Source organism: Streptomyces sp. NPDC044704 (assembly GCF_056433525.1).
Genome location: NZ_JBWKGY010000002.1, coordinates 777,727 through 794,106 on the forward strand (window position 1 = coordinate 777,727; position 16,380 = coordinate 794,106).

At 74.5% G+C, this 16,380-nt stretch carries 1 protein-coding gene; it reads left to right on the forward strand.

Annotated elements, in window-relative coordinates; all coding sequences use genetic code 11:
- Positions 1–84 precede the first annotated feature (84 nt).
- A complete protein-coding gene (locus AC07B0_RS07480) occupies positions 85–16,272 on the forward strand; it encodes a type I polyketide synthase (RefSeq protein WP_478897220.1) in 16,188 nt (5,395 codons plus the stop codon).
- Positions 16,273–16,380 lie beyond the last annotated feature (108 nt).

Sequence of the window (16,380 nt, forward strand, 5' to 3'; positions counted from 1 at the left end):
CCGCCGGCGACGGGCCCCACGGCCCTGACGGCTCCGGCCACCTTGACCACTTTGATCAATTCGAGCACGGGGATGGCGTAAAGAATGGTGAACGAGGAGAAGTACCTCGATTACCTCAAGCGGGCGACGGCAGATCTCCGCGAGGCACGGCGCCGGCTGCGCGAGGTGGAGGAGCGGGACCAGGAGCCGATCGCGGTCGTGGCGATGAGCTGCCGCTACCCCGGAGGCATCGACACCCCCGAACGCCTTTGGGAGCTCGTCGCGAGCGGCGCCGACGCCGTCACCCCGTACCCCGCCGACCGGGGATGGCCCGCCGAGGTCCTCTTCGACCCCGATCCCGACAGCGGCATCGAGGCGTACGAGCAGGTCGGCGGATTCCTGCACGACGCCCACCACTTCGACCCCGCGTTCTTCGGGATCTCCCCGCGCGAGGCCCTCGCCATGGACCCGCAGCAGCGGCTCCTCCTCGAAACCTCCTGGGAGGCCTTCGAACGCGCCGGCATCGACCCGACCGCCCTGCGCGGCAGCCGCACCGGCGTCTTCGCCGGCCTCATGTACCACGACTACGCGGCACGGCTGTTCAGCGTCCCCGAGGAGATCGAGGGCTTCCTCGGCAACGGCAGCTCCGGCAGCATCGCCTCCGGCCGCATCGCCTACACGCTCGGCCTGGAGGGCCCCGCCGTCACCGTCGACACGGCCTGCTCCTCCTCCCTCGTCGCCGTCCACCTCGCCGCCCAGGCCCTGCGCGGCGGCGAGTGCACCCTCGCCCTCGCCGGCGGCGTCACCGTCATGTCGACACCCGGCACGTTCACCGAGTTCAGCCGCCACCGCGGCCTCGCCGGCGACGGCCGTTGCAAGTCCTTCGCCGCCGCCGCCGACGGCACCGGCTGGGGCGAGGGCGCCGGCATGCTCGTCCTGGAACGGCTCTCCGCCGCCCGCGCGAACGGCCACCCCGTCCTCGCCGTCATCCGGGGCACCGCCGTCAACCAGGACGGCGCCAGCAGCGGCCTGACCGCCCCCAACGGGCCCTCCCAGCAGCGCGTCATCCGCGAGGCCCTCGCCGCGGCCCGCCTCTCACCCACCCAGATCGACGCCGTCGAGGCCCACGGCACCGGCACGACCCTCGGCGACCCCATCGAAGCCCAGGCCCTGCTGGCCACGTACGGCCAGGACCGGCCGGACGACCGCCCGCTGCTCCTCGGCTCCGTCAAGTCGAACCTCGGACACACGCAGGCCGCCGCCGGCGTCGCCGGGATCATCAAGATGGTCATGGCCATGCGCCACGGCGTACTGCCCAAAACCCTGCACGTCGACGAACCCACCCCGAACGTCGACTGGTCCGAGGGCGCCGTCCGGCTGCTCACCGAGTCCGTACCCTGGCCCGAGACCGGCGCACCCCGCCGCGCGGGCGTCTCCTCGTTCGGCATCAGCGGCACCAACGCCCACACCATCGTCGAACAGGCCCCGGAACCGGCCGACACCGAACCGTCCGCCCCCGCGGCGGACCCGCCGGCGGACCCGGTGGCGCCGCCCCTGTGGACCCTCTCGGCCAAATCCCCGGCCGCCCTGCGCGCCCAGGCCGGGAAGCTGCACGCGCACCTGACCGCCCACCCGGCCCCGCGCCCACGGGACATCGCCCACTCGCTCGCGCACGGACGCACCGACTTCGAGCACCGGGCCGTCCTCACGGCCCCCGACCGGCCCGGACTCCTGCACGCGCTGGAACGGCTCGCCACAGCCGACCCGGAGCAGCCGGCGCCGGGCATCACCCGGGGCCGTCCCGTGGCGGGCAAGCTGGCGTTCCTGTTCACCGGACAGGGCAGCCAGCGCCCGGGCGCGGGCCGCGAACTGTACGCCGCCCACCCGGTGTTCGCCGCCGCCCTGGACGAGGTGTGCGCACACTTCGACGGCCTCCTCGAACTCCCACTGAAGAGCGTGCTGTTCGGCGCCGACGCCGATCCGCTGGACCGCACCGAGTACGCCCAGCCCGCCCTGTTCGCCATCGAGGTCGCGCTGTTCCGGCTACTGGAACACTGGGGCGTGACACCGGACTTCCTGTCCGGGCACTCCCTCGGCGAGATCACCGCCGCGCACGTGGCCGGAGTGTTCTCGCTGGAGGACGCGTGCACCCTCGTGGCCGCCCGCGGCCGTCTGATGCAGGCGCTCCCGGCCGGCGGCGCGATGATCGCCCTCCAGGCTTCGGAGGCCGAGGTCCTGCCCCTGCTGACGGCCCGGGTGAGCGTGGCCGCGGTCAACGGCCCGCGTGCGGTGGTCATCGCCGGTGACGAGGACGCGGCGATGGCGGTCGCGGGGTCCTTCCCCGACCGCAAGAGCAAGCGCCTCACCGTCAGCCACGCCTTCCACTCGCCGCACATGGACGGCATGCTGGACGACTTCCGGCGGGTGGTGGAGGGGCTGTCCTTCGCCGCCCCGCGCATCCCCGTCGTCTCCAACCTGACCGGCGCCCCCGTCACCGACGAGATGGGCTCGGCGGACTTCTGGGTCCGGCACGTCCGCGAAGCCGTCCGCTTCCTCGACGGGGTCCGCGCCCTCGCCGCCCGCAACGTCGTCCACTTCCTGGAGGTCGGCCCGGACGCCGTCCTGTCCGCCCTCGCCCAGGACTGCCTGACGGACGACACCGGCGACACGGCCGACACCGCCTTCGTGCCCGTACTGCGCACCGGCCGCCCGGAGACCGAGACCCTGGCCGCAGCCCTCGCACGGCTCCACGTCCGCGGCACGCCCGTCGACTGGAACGCCTACCACGCCGGCACCGGCGCACAGCGCGTCGACCTGCCCACCTACGCCTTCCAGCGCGAGCCGTACTGGCTCGACGCCGGACGCCCTCCGGGTGACGTCTCCGCCGCCGGCCTGGGAACCGCGGGCCACCCGTTGCTCGGTGCCGCCGTCGCCCTGGCCGACCTCGACGGGTTCCTCTACACCGGCCGGCTCTCGCTGGACACCCACCCCTGGCTCGCCGACCACACCGTCGCGGGCTCCGTCGTCCTGCCCGGCAGCGCCTTCGTGGAACTGGCGATACGCGCCGGCGACCAGGTCGGCTGCGACCTCCTGGAGGAACTCACCCTCCACGCCCCGCTCGTCCTGCCCCCGCACGGCGGCGTCCAGCTCCAGCTGTGGGTCGGCGCCCCCGACGCCACCGGCCGCCGCACCCTCGGCGTGCACTCCCGGCCCGAGCCCCCCACCGACACCCCCGGACCCGACACCGAACCGGCCGAGCTGCCGTGGACCCGGCACGCCGACGGCGTCCTCGCCGTCGGCGCCCCCCGGCCGACGTTCACCCCCCACACCTGGCCCCCGGCCGACGCCACCCCCCTGCCCGTCGACACCCTGTACGCCGGACTGGCGGAAGCGGGCCTCGACTACGGGCCCGCCTTCCGGGGCGTCCGAGCCGCCTGGGTGACCGGCGAGGCCACCTACGTCGACATCGCCCTCGACGCCGCCGACGGACAGCGGACCGACACCACCCCGTTCGGGCTGCACCCCGCACTCCTCGACGCCGCCCTGCACACCATCGGCATCGCCGGACTCGTCGACGACACCGGCCGCGGCCGGCTGCCGTTCTCCTGGACCGGCGTCGCCCTGCACGCCACGGGCGCCTCCACGCTGCGCGTACGCCTGACCCGGACCGGACCGGACACCGTGTCCCTCGCGCTCGCCGACGGCACCGGACAGCCCGTCGCCGACATCGCCGCGCTCACGCTCCGCACCCTCTACGTCGACCACCCGGACACCGCCGCCGCAGCTCCCCACGACTCGCTGTTCCAGGTGACGTGGACCCCGCTGACCCTCCCCGACACGCCCCGCACCCCCGGTACCCCCGACGCGCCCCGGCTGGTCCTCGACGGGCCGTCCGCCACCGGGGCGCTGCGCGCGGCCCTCGACACCGACGCCCCCGTACCGGACACCGTCCTCGTACGCCTCCCCGCCCCACCGCAGCCCACTCCCGGGGCCGTCCGCACCGCCGCCCACGACGCCCTCGGCCTGCTGCGGCACTGGCTCGCCGACGACCGCCTCACTGACAGCCGGCTCGTCCTCCTGACCCGGGGCTCGGTGGCCGTCCGTACCGGCGACCGGCTGCCCGACCCCGTCCACGCCGCCGTCTGGGGCCTGGTGCGCTCCGCGCAGTCCGAGCACCCGGGCCGCTTCGTCCTCGTCGACACCGACACACCCCTGGACGAGCTCCCCGAGGCCGCCCTCGACGCGGTACTCGCCACCCGGGAACCGCAACTCGCCCTGCGCGGGGGCGCCGCGCACGCCCCCCGGCTCGCCCGGCTCCCCGCCCACGCCGGAACCCCGGCCGGGGCGCCCCCGTACGACGCCGACGGCACCGTCCTCGTCACCGGAGCCGCCGGCACCCTCGGCCGGCTCGTCGCACGCCACCTCGTCGCCGAACGCGGCGTACGCCACCTGCTGCTGCTGGGCCGCCGCGGCGGCACGGCACCCGGAGCCGCGGAACTGACCCGCGACCTGCACGCCCTCGGCGCCGACGTCACCTGGGCGGCGTGCGACGCCGCCGACCGGGAGGCGCTCGCCGCCGCCCTGGCAGCCGTACCCGCCGCCCACCCGCTCCGCGCGGTCGTCCACACCGCCGGTGTCCTCGACGACGGCGTCATCGAATCGCTCACGCCCGGACGCATCGACACCGTCCTGCGCCCCAAGGCCGACGCCGCCCTCCACCTCCACGAGCTGACCCGCGACCTCGACCTGTCGGCGTTCGTCCTCTTCTCCTCGGCCGCCGGCGTGTTCGGCGCACCGGGCCAGGGCAACTACGCTGCGGCCAACTCCTTCCTGGACGCCCTCGCCCAGCACCGCCGCGCCCAGGGCCTCCCGGCCGTCTCCCTGGCCTGGGGCCTGTGGGAGGAAGCCGACGGCATGGCCGGCGCCCTGGACCGCGCCGACCTCGACCGGATGAAGCGCGGCGGCGTACTGGGGCTCACCGCCTCCGACGGCCTCGCCCTCCTCGACCTCGCCGACGCCGATGGCGGCGACGGTGATGACGGCGGTGTGCGCCGGGCCCTGCTCGTGCCGATGCGGCTGACCCCGCCCGCCGCCGGCACGGACGTGCCGCCGCTGCTGCGCGGGCTGGTCCGCACCCCCGTACGCCGCACCGCTGCGGCCGCCGGCAGCGGGACGGAGCCGTCCGCCCTCGAACAGCGCCTCCTCGGGCTCGACGCCCCCGCACGGGAACGCCTGCTCCTCGACCTCGTCCGAAGCCACGTCGCCGAGGTGCTCGGCCACGGCACCCCCGACGCCGTCGAACCCGGACAGGCCTTCAACGAGCTGGGCTTCGACTCCCTCACCGCGGTCGAACTCCGCAACCGGCTCGGCGCGGCCGTCGGCCGCCGCCTGCCCGCCACGCTCGTCTTCGACCACCCGACCTCCCTCACCCTGGCCCGCCACCTCGCCGCCGAACTCGGCGGCGACCAGGCCCCCCGCACGTCCCACGGCCCCGCCTCCGGCGCCCCGGCGGGCGGTGACGACGACCCGATCGCGATCGTGGCGATGAGCTGCCGCTACCCGGGCGGAGTGACCACCCCCGAGGAGCTGTGGCGGCTCCTGGAGAGCGGCGGCGACGCCATCACCGGCTTCCCGTCCGACCGGGGCTGGGACGTCGCGTCGCTCTACCACCCCGACCCCGACCACGCCGGAACCTCGTACACCCGCCACGGCGGCTTCCTCCACGACGCCGCAGGCTTCGACCCGACGTTCTTCGGCATCAGCCCGCGCGAGGCGGTCGGCACCGACCCCCAGCAGCGGCTCCTGCTGGAGACCACCTGGGAGGCCTTCGAACGGGCCGGCATCGACCCCGCCACCGTGCGCGGCAGCCGGACCGGCGTCTTCGCCGGCGTCATGTACCACGACTACGCCACCCTGCTGGAACGCTCGGCCGACGGAGCCGACGGCTCGCTCGGCTCCGGCAGCACCGGCAGCATCGCCTCGGGACGCGTCTCGTACACCTTCGGCCTCGAGGGCCCCGCCGTCACCATCGACACGGCCTGCTCGTCCTCGCTGGTCGCCCTCCACATGGCCATCCAGGCCCTGCGCACCCGCGAATGCGACCTCGCCCTCGCCGGCGGCGTCACCGTCATGGCCACCCCGGGCACGTTCGTGGGCTTCAGCCGCCAGCGCGGCCTCTCCGCCGACGGCCGCTGCCGCGCCTTCTCGGCCGACGCCGACGGAACGGGCTGGGGCGAGGGCGTCGGCATGCTCCTCGTGGAGCGGCTCTCCGACGCCCGCCGCAACGGACACCCGGTCCTCGCCGTCGTCCGCGGCTCGGCGATCAACCAGGACGGTGCGAGCAACGGGCTCACCGCCCCCAACGGACCCTCGCAGCAGCGCGTCATCCGGGCCGCCCTCGCGAGCGCCGGACTCTCCGCCGCGGACGTGGACGCCGTGGAGGCCCACGGCACCGGCACGACCCTGGGCGACCCCATCGAGGCGCAGGCCCTGCTGGCCACGTACGGCCAGGACCGGCCGGCCGACCAGCCGCTGCTGCTCGGCTCCGTCAAATCGAACCTCGGCCACACGCAGGCCGCGGCCGGTGTCGCCGGAGTCATCAAGATGGTGCTGGCCATCCAGCACGGAACGCTGCCCCGCACCCTGCACGCGCAGCGGCCGTCGCCCCACGTGGACTGGTCGACGGGCGCCGTCACCCTCCTGACGGACCCGGTTCCCTGGCCCGAGACGGGCAGGCCGCGGCGCGCGGGCGTGTCGTCGTTCGGCATCAGCGGCACCAACGCCCACACGATCATCGAACAGGCACCCGCCGATGCCGGAGCCGATGCCGATGCCGATGCCGACGTCGATCCGGCCGGTCCCGGCACCGGTACGGCGCCGGGGGCGTTCCCGCTCCGCCTCTCGGCCCGCACCGGAGACGCGCTCGCCGCGCAGGCCCGCGCCCTCGGCGCCCACCTGGACGCCCGGCCCGGCCTCCCGCTCGCGGACCTCGCCCACTCCCTGGCCACGACCCGCGCCGGTTTCGACCACCGCGCGGTGATCGTGGCGAAGGACCGCGACACGGCCGCCACCGCCCTCGACGCCCTCGCCGCCGGACGGACGGCCCCCGGCCTGACCCGGGGCACGGTGGCCAAGGGGGGCCGCACCGCGTTCCTGTTCACCGGACAGGGCACCCAGCGCCCGGGCGCTGGCCGCGAACTGTACGACACCCACCCGGCCTTCGTGTCGGCCCTGGACGCCGTCTGCGCCGAACTCGACGCGCGCCTCGAACTCCCGCTGCGCGACGTCATGTTCGGAGCCGACCGGGAAGCGCTCGACCGGACGGAATACGCGCAGCCCGCGCTGTTCGCCGTCGAAGTGGCCCTCTTCCGGCTGCTGGAGAGCTGGGGCGTGACACCGGACTTCCTGTCCGGTCACTCCATCGGCGAACTGGCCGCCGCGCACGCGGCCGGAGTGCTGACCCTGGCCGACGCCTGCGAACTCGTCGCCGCGCGCGGCCGGTTGATGCAAGCCCTCCCGGCCGGCGGCGTGATGATCGCCCTCCAGGCCGCGGAGGCCGAGGTCCTGCCCCTGCTCACGACCCGGGTGAGCATCGCCGCGGTCAACGGCCCGCGTTCGGTGGTCATCGCCGGAGACGAGGACGCGGCGATGGCGGTCGTGGAGTCCTTCCCCGACCGCAAGAGCAAGCGCCTCACCGTCAGCCACGCCTTCCACTCCCCGCACATGGACGGCATGCTCGACGACTTCCGCCGGGTGGCCGAACGGCTCTCGTTCGAGGCCCCGCGCATCCCGGTCGTCTCGAACCTCACCGGCGCCCTGGTCTCGGACGAGATGGGCTCGCCGGACTTCTGGGTACGCCACGTCCGCGAGACCGTGCGCTTCCTCGACGGCGTCCGCGCCCTCGAAGCCGCCGGAGCCACCACCTACCTCGAACTCGGCCCCGACGGCACCCTGTCCACCCTCGCCCAGGACTGCGTCACCGACACGTCCACCACCGCGTTCGCCCCGACGCTGCGCGCGGACCGCCCGGAGGCCGAGACCGTCGCCACCGCGCTCGGCCTGGCCCACGTCCACGGCGCCGAAGCCGACTGGCACGCCTACTTCGCCGGAACGGCCGTACGACGCGTCGACCTGCCCACGTACGCCTTCCAGCGCCAGCGCTACTGGCCGGAGACCGGCACCCCCCTGCCCGGCGACGCCACCGGCCTCGGCCTCGCCGCCGCCGGACACCCGCTCCTGGGCGCGGCCGTGTCCCTCGCGGACGCCGACGGCTGCGTCCTCACCGGCCGGCTCTCGCTGCACACCCATCCCTGGCTCGCGGACCACACCGTCATGGGCTCCGCCTTGGTCCCCGGAACGGCCTTCGTCGAACTGGCCCTGCACGCCGGCGTCCGGGTCGGAGCCCCGGCCCTCGACGAACTCACCCTCCGGACACCACTGGTCCTGCCGGAAGACGGCACCGCCGTACAGGTCCAGGTCACCGTCGGAGCACCGGACCCCTCGGGGCGCCGCACGGTCGCCGTGTACTCCCGCGCGGCCGACGCCGACGACGAGCCGTGGGTCCAGCACGCCGCCGGACTGCTGACGCACGAGGTACGGGCCGCGACCGCCGACCTCGGCGTGTGGCCGCCGACCGGCACGACCCCCGTCCCGGTGGACCAGGCATACGAACTGCTCGGCGCCTCGGGGCTCTCCTACGGCCCCCTGTTCCAGGGGCTGCGGGCCGCCTGGCGGCGCGACGGCGAACTGTTCGCCGAGCTCGCCCTGACCGGACGCGCACAATCGGACGCCGAGGCGTTCGGCCTCCACCCCGCGCTGCTCGACTCCGCACTGCACACCCTCGCGCTCGGAGCGGACCTCCTGGCGGCCCCGGACACCGAGGCCGGCACGGCGCGGCTGCCCTTCGCGTGGAACGGCGTACGGCTGCACGCGACCGGCGCCTCGGCCGCCCGGGTCCGCCTGGCCGCAGCCGGCCGCGGCGCCGTATCGCTGGAGCTCGCCGACCCGGCGGGCCTCCCGCTCGCCTCGGTCGCATCGCTGGCCCTGCGCGCGTTCTCGCCCGAGCAGCTCGGTCAGCAGGCGGGTGGTCTTCGTGACTCCTTGTTCCGTGTGGAGTGGACCGAGTTGGCGTCGGCGGCGTCGGGGGAGTCCTTCGATGACTGGCTGATGCTCGGGGAGGACGTGTCGTCGCTGGCGGATGTGCCTGGTGTGGTGCCGCCGGTGGTGGTGGTGCCGTGTGTCCGGCCGGCTGTTGATGACGTGGCGGGTGCGGTGCATGGGGCTACGGCTCGTGTGCTGGAGCTGGTCCAGGGGTGGTTGGCGGATGACCGGTTCGTGGATGCGCGTTTGGTGTTCTTGACGCGGGGTGCGGTTGCCGCCCGGCCGGGCGAGGGCGTCTCGGATCTGGTGCATGCTGCGGTGTGGGGCCTGGTGCGGTCGGCGCAGTCGGAGAATCCGGGCCGGTTCGTCCTGGTCGACATCGAGGGTGAGCTGGAGTCGGGTCTGTCGGTTGCGTTGGCTTCGGGTGAGTCCGAGGTGGCGGTCCGGGGCGGTTCGGCTCTGGTGCCGAGGCTGGCACGTGCCGTGCTCGCGGCTGATGAGCCGGCTGCCGCCTGGGATGCCGACGGCACGGTGTTGGTGACGGGTGCGAGTGGTTCGCTGGGTGGGCTGTTCGCGCGTCATCTGGTGACCGAGCACGGTGTGCGGCGTCTGCTGCTGGTGAGCCGTCGTGGCTCTGGCGCGGAGGGCGCGTCGGTTCTGACGGCTGAGCTTTCGGCCCTGGGTGCCGAGGTGTCGTGGGCGGCGTGTGATGTGGCCGACAGGGAATCCTTGAAGGCCGTACTGGCGAACGTTCCCGCTGACCGTCCGCTGTCTGCCGTGGTGCACACGGCCGGTGTGCTGGATGACGGTGTGGTCGGTTCGCTCACCGCCGAGCGGTTGTCGACAGTCCTGCGTCCGAAGGTGGACGCGGCCTGGAACCTCCACGAACTCACCCGCGATCTGGACCTGTCGGCGTTCGTGCTGTTCTCTTCGGCCGCCGGTGTGTTCGGTGGCGCCGGTCAGGCCAACTACGCGGCGGCGAACACCTTCCTGGACGCCCTCGCGGCCCACCGCAGGGCTGAGGGCTTGACGGGTACGTCTCTCGCCTGGGGTCTGTGGGCCGAAGTCGGCGGTATGGGTGACGCGCTCGACGCCGAGGACGTGTCGCGTCTGGGCCGTGGTGGTGTGAACGCGCTCTCGCAGGAGACCGGCCTCGCGTTGTTCGACGCGGCCGCGCGCACGAACGACCCGCTGCTCGTCCCGGTGAAGCTGGACCTCGCCGCATTGCGCGCCCAGGCGGGCAGCGGGATGCTTCCGCCGCTCCTGTCCGGCCTGGTCCGTACGCCCGCCCGCCGGGCCACGGGCACCACCCCCGATGCCTCCGCGCCGACTGCCCGCCTCATCGGATTGTCGGACGCTGAGCAGCGTTACTTCGTGCTGGAGTTGGTACGTACGCAGGTCGCCGTAGTACTCGGCTATGCCGGGCCGGGGGCGGTCGAGCCCGAACGCTCCTTCCGCGAGCTGGGCTTCGACTCCCTGACCGCCGTCGAACTGCGCAACCTGATCGGCGCCGCCACCGGGCTGCGCCTGCCCGCCACCCTCGTCTTCGACTACCCGACTTCGACCGTCCTGGCCGACCACCTGCGGGGCGAGCTGCTCGGGACGGTGCCCGTGGCGCCGTCGGAGCCGGTCGCCGTCGCCGTCCGGGACGACGAGCCGATCGCGATCGTGGGACTCGGCTGCCGCTACCCCGGCGGCGTGGAGAGCCCGGACGCCCTGTGGGAGCTGGTCCTGGAAGGCCGGGACGTCATCTCCGGGTTCCCCGACGACCGGGGCTGGGACGTCGACGGCCTCTTCGACGCCGACCCCGGCCACGAGGGTACGAGCTATGCCCGCGAGGGCGGCTTCCTCACCGACGCCTCCGCCTTCGACCCGGCGTTCTTCGGCATCTCGCCGCGCGAGGCCGTGGCGATGGACCCGCAGCAGCGGCTGCTGCTGGAGACCTCGTGGGAGGCGTTCGAGCGGGCCGGCATCGACCCGCGCTCCCTGCGCGGTACCCGGACCGGCGTCTTCGCGGGTGTCATGTACCAGGACTACGCCTCCCGGCTCCCGGCACTGCCCGAAGGCGTCGAGGGCTTCCTCGGCACCGGCAACGCGGGCAGCGTCATCTCCGGCAGGCTGTCGTACACGTTCGGCCTGGAGGGGCCGGCCGTCACCGTCGACACCGCCTGCTCGTCCTCCCTGGTGGCCCTGCACCTCGCGGTGCAGGCGCTGCGCAACGGTGAATGCACGCTCGCCCTCGCGGGCGGCGTGACCGTGATGGCGACCCCCGCGGCCTTCGTGGAGTTCAGCCGGCAGCGGGGCCTCGCGGCCGACGGCCGCTGCAAGGCCTTCTCCGCCGGCGCCGACGGCACGGGCTGGTCCGAGGGGGCCGGGGTCCTGCTGGTGGAACGCCTGTCGGACGCCCGCCGGAACGGGCACCCCGTGCTGGCCGTGGTCCGTGGCTCGGCGATCAACCAGGACGGCGCCAGCAACGGCCTGACCGCGCCCAATGGCCCTTCCCAGCAGCGTGTGATCCGCCAGGCCCTCGCCAACGCCGGCCTGTCGGCCGCCGAGGTGGACGTGGTCGAGGCGCACGGAACGGGTACCACGCTCGGCGACCCGATCGAAGCCCAGGCGCTGCTGGCGACGTACGGGCAGGAACGCCCGGCCGAGCAGCCGCTCCTGCTCGGATCCATCAAGTCGAACATGGGCCACACCCAGGCCGCGGCCGGTGTCGCGGGTGTGATCAAGATGGTCATGGCGATGCGCCACGGGGTGCTTCCGAAGACCCTGCACGTGGACGAGCCGACTCCGCACGTCGACTGGTCGGCGGGAGCCGTCTCCCTGCTCGAAGCCGCCACTCCCTGGCCGGAGACCGGCCGCCCGCGCCGCGCCGCCGTCTCCTCCTTCGGCTTCAGCGGTACCAATGCCCACGCCGTCATCGAGCAGGCCCCCGAGCCGCCGGAGACCGAGGTGCGGCCCGATCCCACCCGTCGGGCGCCCGCCACCCTGCCGTGGCTCCTCTCGGCCAAGGACCCGCAGGCCCTGCGGGACCAGGCCGCACGCCTGGCGGCGCACGTGGCCGACCACTCCGAGCCGTCCCTCGCGGACATCGGCTACTCCCTGGCGACGAGCAGGACCGCCCTCGACCGGCGGGCCGCGGTCCTCGCGGAGGACCGTGACGGCTACCTGGCCGCACTCGCCGCGCTCGCCGGAGGCGGCTGGGCACCCGGCCTGCTGGAGGGCTCCCCGGCCTCCGGGAAACTGGCCCTCCTGTTCACCGGACAGGGCAGTCAAAGGCTGGGAATGGGCCACGAACTGTACGGGACCTACCCGGTGTTCGCGTCCGCACTGGACACGGTGTGCGAGCACATCGATCTCGAACTGCCCATGAAGGACGTGTTGTTCGGGTCAGATGCCGAACTCCTCGGCCGGACGGAGTACACCCAGCCCGCACTGTTCGCCGTCGAGGTGGCCCTGTTCCGACTCCTCGAATCATGGGGTGTATGCCCGGACTTCCTGTCCGGGCACTCCATCGGTGAGGTCGCGGCCGCGCATGTGGCCGGGGTGTTGTCGCTGGAGGACGCGTGCACGCTGGTCGCGGCGCGTGGTCGGCTGATGCAGGCGCTGCCGTCCGGTGGGGTGATGGTCGCGGTGGAGGCGTCGGAGGACGAGGTCCTGCCGCTGCTGACCGATCGGGTGAGCATCGCCGCGGTCAACGGGCCGACATCGGTGGTCGTCGCGGGTGACGAGGACGCGGTGACCGCGGTCGCGGAGTCCTTCCCCGGCCGCAAGACCAAGAAGCTGACGGTCAGCCACGCGTTCCATTCCCCGCACATGGACGGCATGCTGGCCGACTTCCGGAAGGTGGCCGATGGGCTCGCCTACCAGGCCCCGCGCATACCGGTCGTGTCGAACCTGACCGGTGCCCTTGTCTCCGACGAGATGGGCTCGGCGGACTTCTGGGTCCGGCACGTCCGCGAGGGAGTCCGCTTCCTCGACGGGATCCGCGCCCTGGAGGCCGCCGGGGTCACCACCTACCTCGAACTCGGCCCCGAAGGGGTGCTCTCCGCGCTCGCGCAGGACTGCGTCACCCGCGACGGCGCGGCCTTCCTCCCCGCCCTGCGCGCCGACCGGCCCGAGGACGCTGCCCTCGGTTCCGCCCTCGCCGGGGCACACCTGCGGGGGATCGCCGTCGACTGGCACGCGTACTACGCCGGCACCGGCGCCCACCGCGTCGACCTGCCCACCTATGCCTTCCAGCGCCAGCGGTACTGGCTGGAGGCCCCCGCCCACGCCCTCGCGGGCGATGTCACCTCCGCGGGCCTCGGCGCCACCGCGCACCCGCTGCTCGGCGCGGCGGTCGACCTGCCCGACTCGGACGGGTTCCTCTTCACCGGCCGGCTCTCCCCGCGCACCCACCCCTGGCTCGCCGATCACCGCGTCGCGGGCACCGTCCTGCTGCCGGGCGCCGCACTGGTGGAACTGGCCGTCCGCGCGGGCGACCACGCCGACTGCGGACGCCTGGACGACCTCACCCTCGAAGCACCGCTGGTGCTCGCGGAGACGGGCCCGGGCGGGACACAGCTCCGGCTGACCGTCGCCGGACCGGACGCGGACGGACGCCGCGCCTTCCAGATCTACTCGCGCTCCGAGCCCGCCGCCCCCGACACACCGTGGACCCGTCACGCCGACGGCGTTCTGGCCCCCGACGGCCAGGACACGGACACCGGCGTCGAGACCTCGGGGGAGTGGCCGCCGGCCGGGGCCGTCCCCTGCCCCGTCGACGACCTGTACCCCGGATTCGACGCCATCGGACTCGGCTACGGCCCCGCCTTCCGCAACCTGCGCCGCGCCTACCGGCTCGGGGACGAGGTGTTCGCCGAGGTCGCCCTCGCCGACGACCGCCTCCCCGAAGCCGCCCTCTACGGCCTCCACCCGGCACTCCTCGACGCCGCCCTCCACGCCGTCGGGTTCGGGGAGTTCTTCCCCGAAGGCCCGCAGGGCGCCCGGCTTCCCTTCGCCTGGGACGGCGTACGCCTGCACGCGGCCGGGGCCGCCGCCCTGCGCGTACGGATGACACCGGCAGGCCGGGACGCGGTCGCGCTGACCCTGTGGGACGGGGCGGGACAGCCGGTCCTGACCGCCGACTCCCTGGTCCTGCGGCCCCTCGCCACCGACACCGTCACCGCCGGGCCCGCACACGAGGCACTCTTCCGGATCGACTGGAACGACCTGCCGCTGACCGAGGCACCGGCCCCGGCCGGCAGCCACTGGGCGCTGCTCGGTCCGGACCCCCTCAGGACGGGCACCGGCCTGGAACGGGCCGGAGTCCTCGAAGACCCGGCCGCCTCCGCCCACGCCGACCTGACCGCCCTGGGCGAGGCCGTCGACCTGGCGGAGGCCCTGGGGGAGCGGGCACCGGAGACGGTCCTCGTCTCCCTGGCCCCCGACCCCGCCACGGCGAGCCGCCCCGGCACCGCCGCGCACGCTGCGACCGCCGACGCCCTGGAACTCGTCCAGGGCTGGCTGGCCGACGAACGGTTCGCCGCGTCCCGGCTCGCGGTCATCACCCGCGGCGCCGTCTCCACCGCCCCCGACGAGGACGTCACCGACCTCACGCACGCCGCCGTGTGGGGCCTGGTGCGCTCCGCGCAGGCCGAACACCCCGACCGGTTCGTCCTGGTCGACCTCGACGGCGAGGACACGTCCCGCACGGCCCTGGCCACCGCCCTCGCCACCGCCCTCGCCACCGACGAGACGCAGCTCGCCCTGCGCGACGGAACCGTACGGGTCCCCCGCCTGGCCCGGGCCGCCCTCTCCCCGCCCGCCGACGGCGCCACCGCCGGCCACCGCCCGGACCCCGAGGGCACGGTCCTCGTCACCGGAGCCACCGGCACCCTCGGCGGGCTCCTCGCCCGGCACCTGGTCGCCGAACACGGCGTACGGCACCTGCTGCTCACCAGCCGCCGCGGCGGCGAAGCGGCCGGCGCCACCGAACTCGCCGACGCACTCACGCAGGCGGGAGCCCGGGTCACCTGGGCGGCGTGCGACGCCGCCGACCGGGACGCCCTGGCCGCGCTGCTGGACTCCGTACCGGCCGCGCACCCGCTGACGGCCGTCGTACACACCGCCGGCGTCCTCGACGACGGCACCGTCACCTCCCTCACCCCCGAACGCGTCGCGAAGGTACTGCGGCCCAAGGCCGACGCGGCATGGAACCTGCACGAGCTGACCCGGGACCTCGACCTGGCCGCGTTCGTCCTGTTCTCCTCGGCGGCCGGTGTGTTCGGCAACCCGGGACAGGCCAACTACGCGGCCGGCAACACCTTCCTCGACGCACTCGCCCAGCACCGCCGGGCGCATGGCCTGGCGGGCCTCTCGCTCGCCTGGGGCCTGTGGGACGACGAGGCAGGCATGGCCGCGACCCTCGACGCGCAGGACCGGCAGCGCCTCGGCCGCGGCAGCATGAACGCCCTGTCGGCGGCCGACGGCCTGGCCCTCTTCGACACGGCGCTGCGGGCGCCGGCTCCGAGCCTGCTCGTGCCCGCCCGGCTCGACCTGGCCGCCCTCCAAGCCCAGACGGGCGACTCCGTCGCACCCCTGCTGCGCGGCTTGCTCCGTACGACCGTACGACGCAGGACGAGCGGCGGCGCCGCCGCGGACGCCCCCGGATCACTCGCGGAACAGCTGGCCCAGCTGCCGCCCGCCGAACGGGACCGGGTACTCCTCGACACGGTCTGCACCCACGTCGCCCAGGTACTGGGCCACAGCGGCGCGGCCGCCATCGAACCCGGCAGCGCGTTCAAGGAACTCGGCTTCGACTCCCTGACGGCCGTCGAACTGCGCAACCGCCTCGGCGCGGCCACCGGACTCCGGCTCCCGGCCACGCTCATCTTCGACTACCCGACCCCCGAGGGACTCAGCGCCCACCTGCGCTCCGCACTGCCCCTCGACACCGACGGACCCACCGTGTTCGGCGAACTCGACCGGCTGGAAGCCGCGTTGGGCGCCACGGACGCGGACGGCGTCACCCGCTCGCGGATCACGATGCGCCTCCAGGCCCTCATGGCCAAATGGCACGCCACCCAGGACACCGGGCGCACCGCCCCCGGAACCGGCACCGGCACCGCCGAGGACTCCGACGACGACCTCGACACGGTCACCGACGACGAGCTGTTCGACCTGCTCGACGACGAACTCGGCGCCTGAACCGGCCGCTCCCCGAGCACGCCGGGCGGGGCACCCGCCCCGCCCGGCAGCCCGACCACCACCACGGACACACCCGTACGACCGCCTCTCTGGCATGGAGCCCACGCA